The 18,988-nt window shown below is 60.9% G+C and carries 19 protein-coding genes; 15 read left to right on the top strand and 4 right to left on the bottom strand.

The genetic code is table 11. The features are described 5' to 3' along the window. Nucleotides 1–5: 5 nt before the first annotated feature. From L6D63_RS22915 to L6D63_RS22900, 4 genes are all read left to right on the top strand, one after another. A complete protein-coding gene (locus tag L6D63_RS22915; RefSeq protein ID WP_047292075.1) occupies nt 6–503 on the top strand; it encodes a DUF6231 family protein in 498 nt (165 codons plus the stop codon). A 4-nt stretch (nt 504–507) separates the two neighbouring features. Next, nucleotides 508–984, top strand: coding sequence for a YchJ family protein (locus L6D63_RS22910; RefSeq protein WP_047292073.1), 477 nt, complete (start codon nt 508–510; stop codon nt 982–984). Between the two features lie 111 nt (nt 985–1,095). After that, nucleotides 1,096–1,590, top strand: coding sequence for an LEA/WHy family protein (locus L6D63_RS22905; RefSeq protein ID WP_047292071.1), 495 nt, complete (start codon nt 1,096–1,098; stop codon nt 1,588–1,590). Then, on the top strand, nt 1,587–1,790 hold the full coding sequence (locus tag L6D63_RS22900) for an SEC-C metal-binding domain-containing protein (protein ID WP_003198420.1): 204 nt from the start codon (nt 1,587–1,589) through the stop codon (nt 1,788–1,790). The genes L6D63_RS22905 and L6D63_RS22900 overlap by 4 nt, the downstream gene beginning before the upstream one ends. A gap of 192 nt (nt 1,791–1,982) precedes the next feature. Here L6D63_RS22900 and L6D63_RS22895 read toward each other — a convergent pair whose 3' ends face one another. After that, nucleotides 1,983–2,540, bottom strand: a complete 558-nt coding sequence (locus L6D63_RS22895) for a cysteine hydrolase family protein (RefSeq protein WP_131670512.1) — start codon at nt 2,538–2,540, stop codon at nt 1,983–1,985. Nucleotides 2,541–2,825: 285 nt separating this feature from the next. On the opposite strand from L6D63_RS22895, the gene L6D63_RS22890 reads away from it, so the two are divergent. From L6D63_RS22890 to pdeM, 10 genes are all read left to right on the top strand, one after another. Beyond that, nucleotides 2,826–5,276, top strand: a complete 2,451-nt coding sequence (locus L6D63_RS22890; RefSeq protein ID WP_131669903.1) for a penicillin acylase family protein — start codon at nt 2,826–2,828, stop codon at nt 5,274–5,276. A gap of 179 nt (nt 5,277–5,455) precedes the next feature. After that, a complete protein-coding gene (locus L6D63_RS22885) occupies nt 5,456–6,490 on the top strand; it encodes a ligase-associated DNA damage response exonuclease (protein WP_047601187.1) in 1,035 nt (344 codons plus the stop codon). Continuing rightward, nucleotides 6,487–8,175: an ATP-dependent DNA ligase gene (locus L6D63_RS22880; protein ID WP_131669902.1), complete on the top strand. Its 1,689-nt coding sequence runs from the start codon at nt 6,487–6,489 to the stop codon at nt 8,173–8,175. Before L6D63_RS22885 ends, L6D63_RS22880 begins: the two co-directional genes overlap by 4 nt. A 424-nt stretch (nt 8,176–8,599) precedes the next feature. Further along, a complete protein-coding gene (locus L6D63_RS22875) occupies nt 8,600–9,382 on the top strand; it encodes a transporter substrate-binding domain-containing protein (RefSeq protein ID WP_003222321.1) in 783 nt (260 codons plus the stop codon). A 57-nt stretch (nt 9,383–9,439) separates the two neighbouring features. Then, on the top strand, nt 9,440–10,168 hold the full coding sequence (locus L6D63_RS22870; RefSeq protein ID WP_003222319.1) for an ABC transporter permease: 729 nt from the start codon (nt 9,440–9,442) through the stop codon (nt 10,166–10,168). Then, nucleotides 10,165–10,875, top strand: coding sequence for an ABC transporter permease (locus L6D63_RS22865; RefSeq protein WP_047292057.1), 711 nt, complete (start codon nt 10,165–10,167; stop codon nt 10,873–10,875). Before L6D63_RS22870 ends, L6D63_RS22865 begins: the two co-directional genes overlap by 4 nt. Nucleotides 10,876–10,886: 11 nt before the next feature. Further along, nucleotides 10,887–12,005 (top strand): succinylglutamate desuccinylase/aspartoacylase family protein, encoded by a 1,119-nt coding sequence (locus L6D63_RS22860; RefSeq protein WP_131669901.1) that lies wholly within the window; start codon nt 10,887–10,889, stop codon nt 12,003–12,005. 13 nt (nt 12,006–12,018) lie between these two features. Continuing rightward, on the top strand, nt 12,019–12,783 hold the full coding sequence (locus L6D63_RS22855; RefSeq protein WP_047292052.1) for an ABC transporter ATP-binding protein: 765 nt from the start codon (nt 12,019–12,021) through the stop codon (nt 12,781–12,783). Between the two features lie 157 nt (nt 12,784–12,940). Next, nucleotides 12,941–15,430, top strand: coding sequence for a ligase-associated DNA damage response DEXH box helicase (locus L6D63_RS22850; protein ID WP_131669900.1), 2,490 nt, complete (start codon nt 12,941–12,943; stop codon nt 15,428–15,430). After that, on the top strand, nt 15,427–16,083 hold the full coding sequence (gene pdeM / locus L6D63_RS22845) for a ligase-associated DNA damage response endonuclease PdeM (protein WP_047292049.1): 657 nt from the start codon (nt 15,427–15,429) through the stop codon (nt 16,081–16,083). The genes L6D63_RS22850 and pdeM overlap by 4 nt, the downstream gene beginning before the upstream one ends. Nucleotides 16,084–16,128: 45 nt before the next feature. Here the strand turns inward: pdeM and L6D63_RS22840 are convergent, their stop codons facing one another. Both L6D63_RS22840 and dcd read right to left on the bottom strand, forming a co-directional pair. After that, nucleotides 16,129–16,338 carry a hypothetical protein gene (locus L6D63_RS22840; RefSeq protein ID WP_047292047.1) on the bottom strand — a complete coding sequence of 70 codons (210 nt, stop codon included), beginning with the start codon at nt 16,336–16,338 and terminating at the stop codon, nt 16,129–16,131. A gap of 102 nt (nt 16,339–16,440) precedes the next feature. Next, nucleotides 16,441–17,007, bottom strand: a complete 567-nt coding sequence (dcd, locus tag L6D63_RS22835; protein WP_003222308.1) for a dCTP deaminase — start codon at nt 17,005–17,007, stop codon at nt 16,441–16,443. A gap of 353 nt (nt 17,008–17,360) precedes the next feature. On the opposite strand from dcd, the gene L6D63_RS22830 reads away from it, so the two are divergent. Next, nucleotides 17,361–17,570 carry a cold-shock protein gene (locus L6D63_RS22830; RefSeq protein WP_002554837.1) on the top strand — a complete coding sequence of 70 codons (210 nt, stop codon included), beginning with the start codon at nt 17,361–17,363 and terminating at the stop codon, nt 17,568–17,570. A 163-nt stretch (nt 17,571–17,733) separates the two neighbouring features. On the opposite strand, the gene L6D63_RS22825 is transcribed toward L6D63_RS22830, so the two are convergent. Continuing rightward, complete coding sequence (locus L6D63_RS22825; protein WP_095667354.1) at nt 17,734–18,741, bottom strand: DUF481 domain-containing protein; 1,008 nt, start codon at nt 18,739–18,741, stop codon at nt 17,734–17,736. Between the last annotated feature and the right edge of the window lie 247 nt (nt 18,742–18,988).

Raw genomic sequence — 18,988 nt, 5'->3', positions numbered from 1 at the left:
CTTCGATGAACGTCGCCATTTCTTCGCGCACGCCGCAACAGGCGCTGGCTGCTTTACTGGATCGCTATGCCCCGGCGCGTTTGCTGCTGATCGGCGCCAGCGAATTTCCGGCGCTCGCCGCTTTCAAACAGGCGCACCCGGATTGCTGCGTGGCCCACGCCGAACCCGGTGCGTTGCCCGCCGAACTCGCGGCGCGGCGCTTCGACCTGGCGCTGGTAGTCGATTGCCTGGAGCACTTGCCCAAGCGTGACGGCCTGAACCTGCTGGGCGGGATTCGCAACCTCAACGCCAGTCGCATTGCGGTGCTGGCGGATCTGCCAGCCAGCAGCTGGCAGGAAACCGATTTCTACTCGCTGGCGCTGCAAGCCAGTGAGCGCTTTCAGCGTGACGAGCAGGTACTGACCCTGTTCACCTACGATCTGCTTGACTACAAACAAGTCCCCGACTGGCTCAATTCGCGGTTCTGGGCCAATCCGGAAAACTTCGGCAAATACTGGTGGTAATGCAATGAGTACAGCCATTTGCCCATGCGGCAGCGGCAACCTGCTGCTGGCCTGCTGCGGTCCCTACCACGAAGGCCACCCGGCGCCGTGCGCCGAAGCGCTGATGCGGTCGCGCTACAGCGCCTACGTTTTGGGGCTGATCGATTATCTGGTGGCCACCACCCTGCCCGCCCAGCAGACCGGACTGGATCGCCAGTCGATCAGTGCCTGGAGCGCGCAAAGCACCTGGCTTGGCCTTGAGGTTGAAAGCTCGGAAGTGTTCGGCGGTCAACCCGAGCACGCCTTCGTTACCTTCACCGCGCGCTGGCACGACAGCCAGGGTGAACACAGCCACCGCGAGCGCTCTTCATTCGTGCAGAACGCCGGGCGCTGGTACTTCATCGACCCGACCGTGCAGTTGAAGCTGGGGCGCAATGACGCATGTCCATGTGCCAGCGGGCAGAAGTTCAAGAAGTGCTGTGCGGGGTATTTCGGCGCATAAGATCAAAAGATCGCAGCCTGCGGCAGTTCCTACAGAGGACGCGACTCATGTAGGCGCTGCCGCAGGCTGCGATCTTTTAGCGTCTAGACTGCCAGCAAAGGGAGTTAACTCATGCTCGGACTATGGCGCACACTCAACATTCTTCCCCTGCTGCTGATCCTGAACCTCGGCGGTTGCGCCTCATGGTTCAGCGACGACAGCGTCGATCCCGCCGTCCACCTCGTGAAAGTCGAGGTGGTGCGGGCCAAATTGCTCGAACAGAAATTCATCCTGCATTTTCGCATCGACAATCCCAACGACAGCGACCTGACCGTGCGCGGCATGGAATACCGCATTCATCTGGCGGATATGTTGTTGGCCGAAGGCGAGCATGAACACTGGATCACCGTGGGGCCGAAAAGCAGCGCGTTCTATCGGATACCGATCCGCACCAACCTGTGGCCACGGGTCAAGGAGGTGGTGAAAATGCTGAAAAGTCCGCACCAGCAGGTGCCTTACCGACTGCAAGGCGAGATGGAAACCGGTTTATTCATCGCCCACTACGTGCACCTGGAGCGCAATGGCGTGATAATCCCCGCCGATTTAATTCCGGAGCACAACCGATGACTCAGCAACCTCATGTCCATGGCCCTGACTGCAACCACGATCATGACCATCATCACGATCACGACCATGGCCATGTCCACGGCCCGAACTGCGGCCACGCTCACCAGGAACCGGTGCGCAACGCCCTGAAAGACGTCGGTCGCAACGACCCTTGCCCTTGCGGCAACGGCAAGAAATTCAAGAAGTGCCACGGCGCTTGATGCCTTGGGCGAAGTCGCTCTTCGCCTGAACCATCGCTATCGCGAGCAAGCTCACTCCTACATTCGAGCGCATTCCTCCAGCTGGAATGCAATTACTGTGGGAGCTGGCTTGCCAGCGATGAGGCCGGCACATCCAGCATTGATGCAGCCTGACGCTCCGCTATCGCTGGCAAGCCAGCTCCCACAGGTTTCTCAGGCGACGGCCAGGATCTGCTTCGCACTGATCACCGTCGCATACTCCCCGTGCAAATTCCCCAGCGACATCCCGTGCACCTCTTCGGCTGAACGCGGCGTACCGAAATAATCGGCCTTGTCGAAGGTAAAACACGCGTCCTCCGCCACCCAGGCGTCAAATCCCAGATTGCCCGCCGTACGCGCTGTGGATTCCACCGAGTTGTGGGTCGCCACACCGACAATGATCAATTGCCCGATCCCCGCCTCACGCAACCGTGCCTCCAATCCCGTGGCGCAAAAGGCGTCCGGCACCTGTTTCTGGATCAGCCATTCGCCGTCCCGCGGCATGAATCGCTGCTGAAATTCCACCCCGGACTGCCCGGGCCAGAACACCGAATCCGCTTCACGGGACAGATGCTGCACATGAATCACCGGCCGCCCGCTGCTGCGCCACGCCCTCAGTAAATCGAGCACGCGTTCTTCGGCCTGCGGATTATTCCGTCGGCCCAGGCGCGGCTGCAGAATGCCTTGTTGCTGGTCGATGATGATCAGTGCCGCGTTGGCCTTGAGTTCCATGGCGTTTTTTCTCATGCGGGTCAGTGAACTTCCCGCACTTCAACATCACCTCCAGGTATCAGGCAAGTGCATAAGACCAACCCTCCAAGATCAAAAGATCGCAGCCTGCGGCAGCTCCTACAGGGTGTACTCAATCCAATGCAGGAGCTGCCGCAGGCTGCGATCTTCTCCATTCGACAGAATTACACAAATAACCCCCGCGCCCGCTTGCGCGGCCACCGCCCGCTCACTAACGTAGCGGCTTTATTGCGCCCCCAGCCTCTACACCCCCGCAGGAGCTTTGCCATGGCCTCGCCAGCCCTTACACATTTTCTTCCCCGGTTCGGCGTTGCCGCAGCAGTGACCGGTGTCTTGAGCCTGTCCGGTTGCCAGACCTGGAACGCGCAGGACACCCTCCCGCCTACCTCCGGCGTACAAGCGCTCAAGGGGCTGGCACAGAACGTTTCGGTGCGTCGCAATGCGATGGGCATGCCGTTGATCGAAAGCAACAGTTTCCACGACGCGCTGTTCACCCTCGGTTACGTGCATGCCAGCGACCGCATCAACCAGATGGTCACCCTGCGCCTGCTGGCCCAGGGCCGTCTGGCGGAAATGTCCGGCGCCTCAATGCTCGACGCTGACCGCTACATGCGCGCGGTCAACCTGAAGAAAAGCGCCGACGAGCTGTACAAGGCCTCGTCGCCCCGCCTCAAGCGTTTCTTCGAAGTCTATGCGCGAGGCGTCAACGCCTACCTGTTCCGTTACGCCGACAAATTGCCGGGCGACCTCGCATCCAGCGGCTACAAGCCGGAATACTGGAAACCGGAAGACTCGGCGCTGCTGTTCGCGCTGCTGAACTTCAGCCAGTCGGCCAACCTGCCGGAGGAAATTTCCTCGCTGGTGCTGGCGCAAACCGTGACCAGCGACAAACTCGCCTGGCTGACCCCGTCTGCACCGGATGAAAACCTGCCGCTGGCCGAGGCCGACAAGCTGCAAGGCCTCAAACTCAACGGACAGATCCCTGGCCTGAGCGAACTGAGCAACGCCAGCCAACAATTGGCGGCGGTGAATCTGCTGGGCGCCAGCACCTCGAACAACTGGGCCATCGCCCCGCAACGCAGCCGCAGCGGCAAGAGCATTCTTGCCAGCGACAGTCATGGGCCATTGGCCGCGCCGTCGCTGTGGACCTTCGTGCAGATCCGCGCGCCGAAATATCAGGCTGCCGGCGTCACCGTCGCCGGCTTGCCGATGGTACTCGGCGGTTTCAACGGCAAAGTGGCGTGGAGCGCCACCAGCGTGCTCGGCGACAACCAGGACCTGTTCCTGGAAAAAATCCGCCGTCAGGGCAGCAGCCTGACCTACGAGGTCAACGGCAAATGGCAGCCGCTGGGCGTGCGCAACGAAACCTATTTCGTCAAAGGCCAGCGGCCGATTCGCGAAGCGGTGTACGAAACCCGTCACGGTGCACTGCTCAACAGTGCCCAGGCGGCGGCACAGGGCAACGGTTTTGGCCTGGCCCTGCAAACCCCGAACTTCACCGACGACAAATCGCTGGACGCTTTTTTCGACCTGACCCGCGCGCAGAACGTTGAACGCGCTTCGGACGCCAGTCGCGAAATCCGCGCCATCGCCCTGAACATGGTGTTCGCCGACGCCAGCAATATTGGCTGGCAAGTCACCGGGCGTTTCCCCAACCGTCGTGAAGGCGAAGGCCTGCTGCCATCGCCGGGCTGGGAAGGCCGCTACGACTGGGACGGTTACGCCGACCCGATGCTTCACCCCTACGATCAGGACCCGACCCAGGGCTGGCTCGGCACGGCCAACCAGCGGGTGATTCCTCACGGCTACGGCATGCAGTTGTCCAACTCGTGGGCGGCGCCGGAGCGCGGCGAACGTCTGGCGGAACTGGCCAACAGCGGCAAACAGGACGGTCGCAGCGTGATCGCCATGCAGTACGACCAGACCACCACCTTCGCCGCCAAGCTGAAGAAAATGTTTGAAGCGCCGGGCATGAAGCAGCCGCTGAAACAGGCGATCGACGCCCTGCCGGAGGCCGATCGCAGCAAGGCGCGCGAGGCCTTCAGCCGCTTGATGGCGTTCGACGGCAAACTCAGCCCGACCTCGGCGGATGCGGCGATCTATGAGCTGTTCCTGCAGGCGAGCATGAAGCAGATCTTCCTCGATGAGCTCGGCCCCGAGTCGAGCCCGGCGTGGAAAGCCTTTGTTGCCAATGGCGACTTGTCCTACGCGGCGCAGGCCGATCACCTGCTCGGTCGCGAAGACAGCCCGTTCTGGGATGACATCCACACCCCGCAGAAAGAAGACAAGGCGCAGATTCTGGCGCGCAGTCTGGCAGCCGCGATCAACGCCGGCGACAGTCAGTTGGGTGGCGATCACAAGGCCTGGCAGTGGGGCAAACTGCACAGCTACACATGGAAAAACGCCAACGGCCAGACCGTTCGCGGCCCACTGGCAGCCGGTGGCGATCACACCACGCTCAATACCTCGGCATTTGCCTGGGGTCAGGACTTCGACACCACGCGGGCGCCGTCGATGCGTTTCATTGTCGACTTCAGCCAGACCGAACCCTTGATGGGGCAGAACGCTACCGGCCAGTCCGGCAACCCGGCCAGCCCGAATTACCTCAATGGCATTGATGCGTGGCTCAAGGGTCAGTACATCGGTTTGCCGATGCAGCCGCAGAACTTTGACCGGGTGTATGGCAAGACGCGTTTGACCCTCACCCCGGGCAAATAAACGCTAGAGCAAGATCAAAAGATCGCAGCCTTCGGCAGCTCCTACATGGGAATGGTGAACATCCTGTAGGAGCTGCCGAAGGCTGCGATCTTTTGCTTTTCGCCCCACATAAAAACCCGATAGAACTTCCAGACTCGCGCCCACCTCATAGCTAACAAGCCCTCCATTCTGGTAACGACATGGACCTTGTTATCGCCCGCCCCGAAGGTTTGTACTGCCCTGCCGGGGATTTCTATATTGATCCGTGGCGCCCGGTGGAGCGCTCGGTGATCACCCATGCCCACGGCGATCACGCCCGTAACGGCAATCAGCACTACCTTGCCAGCAGCGCCAGCGAAGGGATTTTGCGCGCGCGCCTGGGTCAGGACATCAACCTGCAAACCCTCGCCTACGGCCAGCGGCTGACCCACCACGGCGTGACCTTGAGTTTCCATCCGGCCGGGCATGTGCTCGGTTCGGCCCAGGTGCGTCTGGAATACGGCGGTGAAGTCTGGGTCGCGTCCGGCGACTACAAGATCGAACCCGATGGCACCTGCGCGCCGTTCGAACCGGTGCGCTGCCACACCTTTATCACCGAATCGACCTTCGGCCTGCCGATCTACCGCTGGCAGCCACAGGCGCAGGTGTTCAGCGAGATCAACCAGTGGTGGCAGGCAAACATCGCGGCGGGCAAGGCCAGCGTGCTGTTCTGTTATTCATTCGGCAAGGCTCAGCGGATCCTGCATGGCATCGACGCCAGCCTCGGTCCGATCCTCAGCCATGGAGCCGTCGAGCCGCTGAACCGGGTCTACCGCGAGGCCGGCGTGTACCTGCCGCCGACGATCTACGCCGGCGATATCAAAAAATCCGACCCGATCATGCGTCAGGCGCTGGTCATCGCCCCGCCCTCGGCCGGTGGCAGCACCTGGATGCGCCGGTTCGGTGATTTCAGCGATGCGTTTGCCAGCGGCTGGATGCGCCTGCGCGGCACCCGCCGGCGGCGCGGCGTGGATCGTGGTTTTGTGCTGTCGGATCACGCCGACTGGCCGGGCCTGCTCTGGGCCATCGAACAGACCGGCGCCGAACGGGTGATGGTCACCCACGGCTCGATCGGCGTGCTGGTGCGCCATCTGCGTGAACAAGGCCTGGATGCGCAAGGCTTCAACACCGAATACGGCGACGATGAAGAGGAAAACATTGACGCCGAACCTGCCATCGCCGAGGTGCAAGCATGAAAGCCTTCGCCGAGTTGTATGCCGAACTCGACGCCACCACGTCCAGCAACGCCAAGCTGGCCGCCATGCAAGCCTACTTCGCCCAGGCGGCGCCGCAGGATGCGGCGTGGGCGGTATATTTTCTGTCCGGCGGACGCCCGCGGCAACTGGTGCCAGTTCGCATCCTGCGCGAACTGGCGGTGGAGGTTTCGGGGCTGCAGCCATGGCTGTTCGAGGAAAGTTATCAATCCGTCGGCGATCTGGCGGAGACCATTTCCCTGGTGCTCCCGGAAAATTCGCACAGCTCCGAGGCCGGCCTGGCCGAATGGATCGAAGACAAGCTGCTGCCGCTGCGCGGTGAAACCCCGGAGTATCTCGCCCGCCAACTGCCCGCACTGTGGTCGCAACTGGACCGGCCGAGCCTGATGCTGTGCATCAAATTGATCACCGGCAGCTTTCGCGTCGGCGTGTCGAAACTGTTGGTCACTCGCGCATTGGCATCGATGGCCGGCCTCGACAGCAAACGTGTGGCGCAGCGTCTGGTGGGTTACACCGACCTGTCGAACCGGCCGAACGCGGCCAGCTACCTGAAACTGATCGCCCCGGAATCCGCCGACGAACACGCTCAGCGCGGCGGCCAGCCCTACCCGTTTTTCCTCGCCCATGCCTTGTCGCAACCGGTGGAAGAGTTCGAAACCTTGCTGGGCCCGGCGAGCAACTGGCAGGTGGAATGGAAGTGGGACGGGATCCGCGCGCAGGTGGTCAAGCGCGAGGGTCGGTTGTGGGTCTGGTCGCGCGGTGAAGAACTGGTGACCGAACGCTTTCCCGAATTCGATACGTTGATCCACGCGTTACCCGACGGCACGGTGATCGACGGCGAAATCGTGGTCTGGAAAAGCAACCACCCCAGCACTGAAGACGCGTTCGACCCGCAATCAACAGTTGCGCCGGCGGTGCAACCCTTCGCCCTGCTGCAGCAACGGATCGGGCGTAAAACCCTCGACAAGAAGATCCTCGAAGAAGTGCCGGTGGTGCTGCTCGCCTACGACTTGCTGGAGTGGCAGGGCGAAGACTGGCGCAATCGTCCGCAGGCCGAACGGCGTGCGCAACTGGAACAAGTGATCGCCCACGGTAACAACCCGGTGTTACTGGCCTCGCCGATGCTCACTGGCAGTGACTGGTTCGACCTCGCCCGGCAACGCGAAGCCTCACGGCGACTGGGGGTCGAGGGCATGATGCTCAAGGCCCGCGACGCCCTGTATGGCGTGGGCCGGACCAAGGACATGGGCGTGTGGTGGAAGTGGAAGGTCGACCCGTTCAGCGTCGATGCGGTATTGATCTACGCCCAGCGCGGCCATGGCCGGCGCGCCAGTCTGTACAGCGATTACACCTTCGCCGTGTGGGACGGACCGCCCGAATCCAGCCAACGGGCGCTGGTGCCGTTCGCCAAGGCCTATTCGGGGCTGACCGACGAGGAGATGCGTCAGGTCGACAGCATCGTGCGCAAGACCACCGTGGAAAAATTCGGCCCGGTCAGCAGCGTCAAACCGAGTCTGGTGTTCGAACTGGGTTTCGAAGGCATCGCCCTGTCGCGACGGCACAAGAGCGGCATTGCCGTGCGTTTTCCACGCATGCTGCGCTGGCGCCAAGACAAGACAGTGGATGAGGCCGACAGCCTGGCGACGTTGCAGGATTTGCTGGCCTGACCCGGTTTCCGGGGACATACCTCCAATCGTCCTGAATGAATTCCCTGTGGTGAGGGAATTTTGTGGTGAGGGGATTTATCCCCGATCGGCTGCGCAGCAGCCGCAAATCCGGTACGCGCGGTTTGCTGAAAGAACACTGGGGGCCGCTTCGCAGCCCATCGGGGATAAATCCCCTCACCACAAAATCACCTTACCTCTGGTCCTCTCAACCACAGAAAAATGCGTGTCTCGACCCAACTTGGTGCAGCCTTCAACAGCCGCCCGGTTCCGTGCACCAATCCCTCTCCCTCGTCCCTCCCCCAACCTTTTAAAACACTTGTTCGGGACTCTGGTTCGGAAATTGCTACTTTCTATAGGTCGTACGCGTTCCAGTAACAATAATTCTGCGCCACAAGCGCTCATATTGGTTCTTAGGGATTGAATAATGAAAAAAGCATTGCTGACCCTTTCTGCACTGGCGTTGTGCATGGCTGCCGGCTCCGCGCTGGCCAAGGAATACAAAGAGCTGCGTTTTGGCGTTGATCCTTCCTACGCACCGTTCGAGTCGAAAGCGGCCGACGGCAGCCTGGTGGGCTTCGACATCGACCTGGGCAACGCGATCTGCGCCGAGCTGAAGGTCAAGTGCAAATGGGTTGAAAGCGACTTCGACGGCATGATTCCGGGCCTCAACGCCAACAAATTCGACGGTGTGATTTCGTCGATGACCGTGACCCCGGCCCGTGAAAAGGCGATCGATTTCTCCAGCGAACTGTTCTCCGGCCCGACTTCCTACGTGTTCAAGAAGGGTTCCGGCCTGAGCGATGACGTCGCTTCCCTCAAGGGCAAATCCGTCGGTTACGAGCAAGGCACCATCCAGGAAGCCTACGCCAAGGCCGTACTGGAGAAGGCCGGGGTGAAAATCCAGGCTTACGCCAACCAGGACCAGGTCTACGCCGACCTGAAAAACGGCCGCCTCGACGCCTCGATCCAGGACATGCTGCAAGCCGAACTGGGCTTTTTGAAGTCGCCGGATGGCGCCAACTACGAAGTCAGCAAGCCGGTCGACAGCGAATTGCTGCCAGCCAAAACCGCTGTCGGTATTAAGAAAGGTAACAAAGAGCTGAAGGCGCTTTTAGATAAAGGTATCAAAGCGTTACACGATGACGGCAAATACGCCGAGATTCAAAAGAAACACTTTGGCGATCTGAATCTGTACAGCGGTAAATAATGCCCTGGCGCCCATCATTCGATGGGCGCCTTTTCCATCCGCTCAGGTTGCTGATTTATGTTCGAAAACCTCTTACAAAATCTGGGGCTCTCCGCCTTCAGCCTCAAGGGCTTCGGTCCATTGCTGTTGGAAGGCACCTGGATGACCATCAAATTGTCGGCGTTGTCGCTGCTGGTGGCCGTGTTGCTCGGTCTCTTGGGCGCCAGTGCCAAACTGTCGAAATCCAAACTGCTGCGCCTGCCTGCCCAGCTCTACACCACGCTGATCCGCGGCGTGCCGGATCTGGTGCTGATGCTGCTGATTTTCTACAGCCTGCAAACCTGGCTGACCGCCCTGACCGACGTCATGGAGTGGGACTACATCGAAATCGACTCCTTTACCGCCGGGGTGATCACGCTGGGCTTCATCTATGGTGCGTATTTCACCGAAACCTTCCGTGGCGCGATTCTCGCCGTACCGCGCGGTCAGGTCGAAGCGGCCACCGCCTACGGCCTGAAACGCGGCCAGCGCTTTCGCTTCGTGGTGTTCCCGCAAATGATGCGTTTTGCCCTGCCGGGCATTGGCAACAACTGGATGGTAATGCTCAAGGCCACTGCGCTGGTGTCGATCATCGGTCTGGCGGATCTGGTCAAAGCCGCGCAGGACGCCGGTAAAAGCACCTATCAACTGTTCTACTTCCTGGTACTCGCCGCCTTGATCTATCTGCTGATCACCAGTGCATCCAACGTTATCCTGCGCTGGCTTGAACGTCGTTACGCCGCCGGTGCCCGGGAGGCCGTACGATGATCGAACTCCTGCAGGAATACTGGAAACCCTTCCTTTATACCGACGGCACCAACATCACCGGGCTGGCGATGACGATGTGGTTGCTCAGCGCCTCGATCTTCATCGGTTTCCTGGCATCGATCCCGCTGTCGATTGCCCGGGTCTCGTCGCGCTTCTATGTGCGCTGGCCGGTGCAGTTCTACACCTACCTGTTCCGTGGCACGCCGCTCTATATCCAGTTGCTGATCTGCTACACCGGGATCTACAGTCTGGCCGCCGTGCGCGCGCAGCCGTTGCTCGACAGTTTCTTTCGCGATGCGATGAACTGCACGATCCTCGCGTTTGCCTTGAACACCTGCGCCTACACCACGGAGATTTTCGCCGGGGCGATCCGCAGCATGAACCACGGTGAAGTCGAAGCGGCCAAGGCCTACGGTCTGACCGGCTGGAAGCTGTATGCCTACGTGATCATGCCCTCGGCGCTGCGCCGTTCGTTGCCGTATTACAGCAACGAAGTGATCCTGATGCTGCACTCGACCACCGTGGCCTTCACCGCGACCATCCCCGACATCCTGAAAGTGGCGCGGGACGCCAACTCGGCGACCTACCTGACCTTCCAGTCGTTCGGCATCGCCGCGCTGATCTACCTGACCATTACCTTTGCGCTGGTCGGCCTGTTCCGTCTCGCCGAACGCCGATGGCTGGCCTTCCTCGGGCCGACCCACTAGGAAACCCTGTAATGCGACACCAGATCCATGACCTGTTGGCCCCGGTGCCGGGGACCGCACGCCAGATCCACAGCTTCCACTTCGGCCCGGAGCAGGCCCAAGGCAAGATCTACATCCAGTCCTCGCTGCATGCCGACGAAATGCCCGGCATGCTCGTGGCCTGGCACCTCAAGCAGCGCCTGGCGGAGCTGGAAGCCGCCGGGCGCCTGCGCAGTCAGATCGTGCTGGTGCCGGTGGCCAATCCGGTCGGCCTCGAACAAGTGCTGATGGACGTGCCGCTGGGCCGTTACGAGATGGAAAGCGGGCAGAATTTCAATCGCTGGTTCGTCGACCTCAGCGAAGAAATCGGCAACGCCATCGAGGGTAAACTGGGCGCCGACCCGCAACGCAACCTTGAGCTGATCCGCGCCAGCCTGCGCAACGCCCTCGCCCGCCAGACACCCGCCACGCAGCTACAATCCCAGCGCCTGACCCTGCAACGGCTGGCGTGTGATGCCGACATGGTGCTGGATCTGCACTGCGATTTCGAATCGGTGGTTCACCTCTACACCACGCCCGAGGCGTGGCCGCAGGTCGAGCCGCTGGCGCGTTACATCGAAGCCCAGGCAAGCTTGCTGGCCACCGATTCCGGCGGCCAGTCGTTCGACGAATGCTTCACCCTGCTATGGTGGCAACTGCAGGAACGCTTTGGCGAGCACTTCGAGATTCCGCTGGGCAGTTTTTCGGTGACCGTGGAGTTGCGCGGCCAGGGTGACGTCAATCACCCGATGGCCAGTCGTGACTGCCAGGCCTTGATCGATTACCTGATCCAGTTCGATGCGATCGTCGGCGAGACCAAGCCGCAGCCGCCCCTGCCCTTCCCCGCCACGCCGCTGGCCGGCGTCGAACCGGTGACCACGCCGGTCGGCGGCTTGCTGGTGTACACCGCCACGGCCGGGCAATACCTGCAAGCCGGGCAACAGATTGCCGAAATCATCGACCCGATCCACGACCGGGTCACCCCCATTCATTGCACCGCTGCCGGCGTCATGTACGCCCGCTCGCTGCGGCGCATGGCCACTGCCGGCATGGTGATCGCCCACGTGGCCGGCGCCGAAGCCTATCGCAGCGGCTATCTACTTTCGCCTTGAGGATGTCTGTCCCATGTACAAATTGACGGTTGAAGGTCTGCACAAAAGCTATGGCGACCATCAGGTACTCAAAGGCGTTTCGCTCAAGGCCAGAACCGGCGACGTGATCAGCCTGATCGGCGCCAGCGGCTCGGGCAAAAGCACCTTTTTGCGCTGCATCAACTTCCTCGAACAACCCAACGATGGCGCTATGAGCCTCGACGGCCAGGCGATTCGCATGGTCACCGACCGCCACGGCATGCATGTCGCCGACCCGAATGAACTGCAACGCCTGCGCACGCGACTGGCGATGGTGTTCCAGCACTTCAACCTGTGGAGCCACATGACCGTGCTGGAAAACATCACCATGGCCCCGCGCCGTGTGCTCGGTTGCAGCAAACAGGAAGCGGAAGACCGCGCCCGCCGTTATCTGGACAAGGTTGGCCTGCCGGCGCGCGTCGCCGATCAGTACCCGGCGTTTCTCTCCGGCGGCCAGCAACAGCGGGTGGCGATTGCCCGGGCGCTGGCGATGGAGCCGGAGGTGATGTTGTTCGACGAACCGACCTCGGCACTCGACCCGGAGCTGGTGGGTGAGGTGTTGCGGGTGATTCAGGGGCTGGCCGAGGAAGGCCGGACGATGATCATGGTGACCCATGAAATGAGCTTCGCCCGGAAGGTCTCCAGCCAGGTGTTGTTCCTGCATCAAGGGCTGGTGGAAGAAGAAGGCGCGCCGGAAGACGTTCTGGGCAACCCGAAGAGCGAACGGCTGAAGCAGTTCCTCAGCGGTAACCTCAAGTAACCCGAATCCCTTGTGTAAGAGCTGCCGCAGGCTGCGATCTTTTGATGTTGCCGATCGCAGCCTGCGGCAGCTCCTACACGGGGATTGCGGCGTGATTAAACCTTTCGCCAGTCGGCGCGGTCACTGAAGGAACACGTTCAGAGCGCACGCCGCCGGTATGCCCACCTCCACCGACCTCGCAAAAACCTGGTTCAACGCACGCAACTGGAAGCCGTTCGCCTTTCAAAAGCAGGTGTGGGCCGCCGTCAAACAAGGTCAGTCGGGGTTGCTCCACGCCAGCACCGGCGCCGGTAAAACCTATGCGGTGTGGTTCGCCGCGCTCAACCGCTTCGCCCGTGTAAAGCCTCTCATCGCAGACAGCAAAAAACGCAAAGCACCGGCCGAGCCGCTGACCGTGCTGTGGATCACGCCAATGCGCGCCCTCGCCGCCGACACCGCTCGCGCCCTGCAAACGCCCGTCACTGATTTGCAGATTCCATGGAGCATCGGTCTGCGCACCGGCGACACCAGCAGCGCTGAACGCGCACGTCAGGGCCGACGCCTGCCGACCACGCTGATCACCACCCCGGAAAGCCTGACCCTGCTGCTCGCCCGCGCCGACGCACAAACCGCACTGTCGAGCCTGCGCATGATCGTCGTCGATGAATGGCACGAACTGCTCGGCAACAAACGCGGCGTACAGCTGCAACTGGCCCTCGCCCGCCTGCGCCACTGGCAACCGGAACTGATCGTCTGGGGCGTGTCCGCGACCCTCGGTAATCAAGCTCACGCCGAACAGGTGCTGATCCCACAGGGCGGCGGGATCAGCGTGCAGGGCCAGAGCGAAAAATCACTCAAGGTCGACACCTTGATCCCGCCCGCCATCGAACGTTTTCCGTGGGCCGGGCACATTGGTCTGAAGATGCTGCCGCAGGTTGTCGCCGAACTCGACGCCTGCGCCAGCAGCCTGGTCTTCACCAACACCCGCGCGCAGTCGGAGATCTGGTATCAGGCGTTGCTCGAAGCGCGGCCTGACTGGGCCGGGTTGATCGCACTGCACCACAGTTCGCTGGCCCGCGAGACCCGCGACTGGGTCGAGCAAGCGTTGAAGGACGGGCAGTTGAAAGCCGTAGTCTGCACCTCGAGCCTGGATCTGGGCGTGGACTTTCTGCCCGTCGAGCGGGTGTTGCAAATCGGCTCGGCCAAGGGCGTGGCGCGGCTGATGCAACGCGCCGGGCGCTCCGGTCACGCGCCGGGGCGCACCTCGCGAGTGACGCTGGTGCCGACCCACAGCCTGGAACTGATCGAAGCCGTCGCCGCACGCGATGCCGTGGCGCAGCGACTCATCGAACCGCGCCTGTCGCCGCACCAACCGCTGGATGTGCTGGTGCAGCATCTGGTCAGCATGGCGCTGGGCGGTGGCTTTATTCCCGAGGCGCTGTACGAAGAAGTCCGTGGTGCCTGGGCTTATCGAGACCTGACGCTGGCGGACTGGGCCTGGGCGCTGGCGTTCGTACGTCACGGCGGGCTGTCTCTGACAGCCTATCCGGATTACCGCCGGGTCGAACCGGACGAAAACGGCGTCTGGCGCGTCCCCGATGCACGGCTCGCCCGCCGTCATCGCATGAGCATCGGCACCATCGTCAGCGATGCGAGCATCCATCTGAAATTCTGGAGCAAGGGTGGCGGCGGCAAGCAATTGGGCAGCGTCGAGGAAGGTTTTATTGCGCGGCTGAAACCGGGTGACGGCTTTCTGTTCGCCGGACGCTTGCTGGAATTGGTGCGGGTGGAAAACATGACCGCGTACGTCAAACGCAGCACCGCAAAGAAAGCCGCTGTGCCGCGCTGGAATGGCGGGCGGATGCCGCTTTCCAACGAATTGGCCGCCGCCGTGGTCAGTCGCTTCACAGCAGCCGCGCGGGGTGAGTTTGTCGGCCCGGAAATGCTCGCGCTGCAACCGTTGCTGCAAACCCAGGCGCGCTGGTCGGGTCTGCCCACTTCCGACAGTCTGTTGGCGGAGGTGCTGAAATCCCGCGAAGGCTGGCATCTTTTCCTCTACCCGTTTGCCGGGCGCCAGGTGCATTTGGGGCTCGCCAGCCTGTTGGCGTGGCGCATGAGCCAGCGCCAGCCGCTGACGTTTTCGATTGCGGTCAATGATTACGGGCTGGAGTTGCTCAGCGCCACACCGGTCGATTGGTCCGGGCAATTCGATGCAGCACTGCTCAGCCCCGAGCAGCTGCTGCGCGACGTGCTCGCCAGCCTGAATGCCGGGGAGCTGGCGTTGCGGCGCTTTCGCGAAATTGCGCGAATCGCCGGGCTGGTGTTCGCCGGCTATCCCGGCGCACCGAAAAGTACCCGTCAGGTGCAGGCCTCCAGCGGATTGTTCTTCGAAGTATTCAAGCAATACGACGCCGACAACCTGCTGCTGGCCCAGGCCGGGGAAGAAGTCTTGCGGGAAGAACTGGATATCCGTCGTCTGGAACAGACATTGGAGCGAATCAACCGGATGAAACTGGACATGCACCTGATCAAACGGCCTACACCGCTGGGCTTTCCGTTGCTGGTGGAGCGCATGCGCGAAAGCATGAGCTCGGAAAAACTTGCCGATCGCATCCGGCGCATGGTCGGCGATCTGGAGCAATCCGCCGACAAGGGTCAAGCCTCATGAGTGCAGCGTATCCCGTGCGCCTGGCCGGCGAGGAACTCTGGCTGCTGCCGGAAAAGGCTCTGTACTGGCCAGCGCAGCAAGCGCTGCTGATCGCCGACGTGCATTTCGGCAAGGCTGCGGCGTACCGCAGCCTCGGCCAGCCGGTGCCACAAGGCACCACGACGGCGAACATCGAAGTGCTCGACCGTTTGCTGGCGAGGCTGCCCTGCCGGCAGCTGATTTTCCTCGGTGACTTTCTGCACGGTCCCGGCTCGCATTCGGCGGGCACGCTCAATGCCTTGGCCGAATGGCGCGCACGTCACGCGGATCTGCCGATGACACTGATTCGCGGCAACCACGACAAACGCGCCGGGGACCCGCCAGCGGCACTGAATATCCGCGTGGTTCCGGAACCGATGCTGCTCGGGCCGTTTGCCTTGCAACACGAACCCGACCCGCACCCGGAACGGCATGTGCTGGCCGGGCACGTGCATCCCGTCTATCGGCTTAACGGCAAAGGGCGGCAGCGCTTGCGTCTGGCGTGCTTCCGGCTGGGCGAAGGTTTGAGCCTGCTGCCAGCGTTTGGCGCGTTTACCGGCGGCTTTGCGGTAGAGAAAGATGGCAACTGCAGGATTTTCGTCGTCGGCGACAACGAAATATGGCCAGTCAGCTGAGGTACAGGGCACACCTCGGCCAACTGGCCATTATCGGGCAGCGGCTCAAGCCACTGGCGCGGGTGGCGGCTCGTCCGGCAGCGTCGGCTCGCCCGGTTCGGTCGGTTGTTCGTTGGGAGTATCGGGATCAGGCTGACCGGGAATGCCGCCAGCCATATGGAAAGCCGGGTGTGCCAACAATGACCAGGCCAAAACGCCAACCTGATTGGGCTCAAGCCTTGCCAGTTCGGCGGTGATATGCGGATCGATCTTCATGCAACCTCCTCGGCGAAGGCCCGTTTTGCCAGAAGCAAAAACGGGCAGTACACCCCATAGAGTGCCTGCCCGCCAAAGAATTCCCGCGAACTGCCGGACGGATCAGGTACGCGGCAGGGTCACGCCACGCTGGCCTTGATACTTGCCGCCGCGATCCTTATAGGAAACTTCGCATTGTTCGTCGGATTCGAGGAACAGCATCTGCGCCACACCTTCGTTGGCGTAAATCTTCGCCGGCAGGTTGGTGGTGTTGGAAAACTCCAGCGTCACATGACCTTCCCACTCAGGCTCGAGCGGGGTGACGTTGACGATGATGCCGCAACGCGCATAGGTGCTTTTACCCAGGCAGATGGTCAATACGTTGCGCGGAATGCGGAAGTACTCGACGGTGCTGGCCAGGGCGAAGGAGTTCGGCGGAATGATGCAGACGTCGCTGTGGATGTCGACAAAGCTGCCGGCGTCGAAGTTTTTCGGGTCGACGATCGCCGAATTGATGTTGGTGAACACCTTGAAATGGTTGGTGCAACGCACATCGTAGCCGTAGCTCGACACACCGTAGGAGATCACACGGCTGTCGTCGCTGCCGCGCACCTGGCGCTCGACGAAAGGCTCGATCATGCCGTGTTCCTGCGCCATGCGGCGAATCCACTTGTCCGATTTGATGCTCATGGCGGGTGTCCTGAATAGCGAGGTGGAAAAAATCTGTCCGGCATCTTACCGGGCGCGCCGCCGGGTTCAAAGTGTGCGCTGCAATTCTCGGCGAACACGCTGGAAATACGCGTCCTGGCGACGAAGCGTCACACCGCCGATCCTTAAAACAGAGAAACCTTCGCAAGAAGCATTGGCACGTTCCGGAAAAAGGGTTAAGGTGGCGCCACTGTGCTGCTTGTGTCACTGAGAATCTCTACACGATATGTTGAATTTCGATCCAACCATCTACAAGAATTTTTCCTGCTCTTTGCACTCAGTCTCGGCCAGGGTTCTTCCTGAGTCGCAGTTATCTTTGTTCAAGGAGTTACACCATGTCTAATCGCCAAACCGGTACCGTTAAGTGGTTCAACGATGAAAAAGGCTTCGGCTTCATCACTCCACAATCCGGTGACGACCTGTTCGTTCACTTCAAAGCTATCCAATCCGACGGCTTCAAAAGCCTGAAAGAAGGCCAACAGGTTTCTTTCATCGCTACCCGCGGTCAGAAAGGCATGCAAGCTGAAGAAGTACAAGTTATCTAACTTGTAGCTTCTTTAGAAAAGAGCCCCGCCCTCAAAAGCGGGGCTTTTTTGTGGGTGTCTGTTTTCCAGACGCAAAAAAAGATCGCAGCCTGCGGCAGCTCCTACGGGATAAATACCATTCCCCTGTAGGCGCTGCCGCAGGCTGCGATCTTTTGCTTGTGCCTTACCAGGCCACGCCAAACCCTGCGGTATAGCGGGTCTTGTTCAAATCTGCGTCCTTCGTGCCACTGATGATGTCGCGCTCGGCCTTGAGATTGAGCGACGCCCAGTCAGTGACCTTGTAACGCAGCCCCATCTCGGCATCCAGCGCGTAATTGGCCACATCCGACAGCGGCTTGCCCAGTTCGCCGTTGGTGAAGAACTCGACCTTCTTGCCAATCAGGTAGCGGTTGTAATCCCACTTCATGGCGACCGAATAGAAATTATCCTTGCCGCCATCGCTGTACTCGTAATCGGTGCGGTTGAGCAGCGAGCCGAGCGAGAACGCCCCCAGCTCGTCGTCCCAGAACTGGTAGCCCGGACCGGTACCGACCACGCGCTGACGTGACAGCTCTTCAACGTAATCACGCTTGTAGTTCAGGCGCCCCTGCCAGAACCACTTGTCGGTAAGGAAACGGTCGAGCGCGTATTCAGCGCGCCAGTTATTGGTGGTGACTTCGTCGTCCTGCACCTCGCGGTTGTATTCGCCCTCGGCAGTGTGCCGCCAGCGACCATGACGTGCCGTGGTCTTGAAGTCGATGTCGTAATCGTCGGTGTCCTTTTCCGCCCGCTGATAGTCCATCGCCAGGCCGATATTGCCTTTCCACACCAGATCTTCGACCACCGGTTTTGGTTTGAGAATCTGCTGGATACTCGCCAGCTCGACGGTTTTCGGCGCCTCGCCGTTGGCCAGAGTGACCTTGCCGTCATCGGCGGCGGTCAGCGACTTGGCCTTTTCACCGTTGTAGGCGTCCTGTTTGACCAGCAGTTCCTGATCGCTCTGCAGGGTCTTGACCTCTTTCCAGTCAATGGTGACCGCACCCGCGTACTGGGTCTGAATCAGCAATTTGCCGCCATCGAAAACGGAAATCTTGCCGCTCAGTTTGTCACCGTTCTTCAACCAGACGGTGTCGGCAAGCAGGGGCGTGGATGCACTGAAAACAGCAAGGCACAGCAAGGTTCTGGACAGCATAAGCAGTTCAAGGGCTCAAGTTTGCGAAAAAAGGTCGGCATTATCCGGAGGAATAAGACCCTGACAAGGACTGACCGGACGATTTCCATTGAGTTCATTTCTCATCTGGCCGACGAGCGATGTAGTGGTCAACTCATCCCGGACACGGTTTTGAGTTTTTCTTCAGCTTTCGCCGGAGCCAGTCCATCGTTGAAGTGATGGGGTCGGATCCAGTTGTAGTGGCCCATCAGGTACTGGCTAATGTCTC

This window comes from Pseudomonas parakoreensis (genome assembly GCF_021602155.1).
GTDB lineage: Bacteria > Pseudomonadota > Gammaproteobacteria > Pseudomonadales > Pseudomonadaceae > Aquipseudomonas > Aquipseudomonas parakoreensis.
The sequence above is the reverse complement of the archived record's forward strand: the minus strand, read 5'-3'. Positions and strand labels throughout refer to the sequence as shown.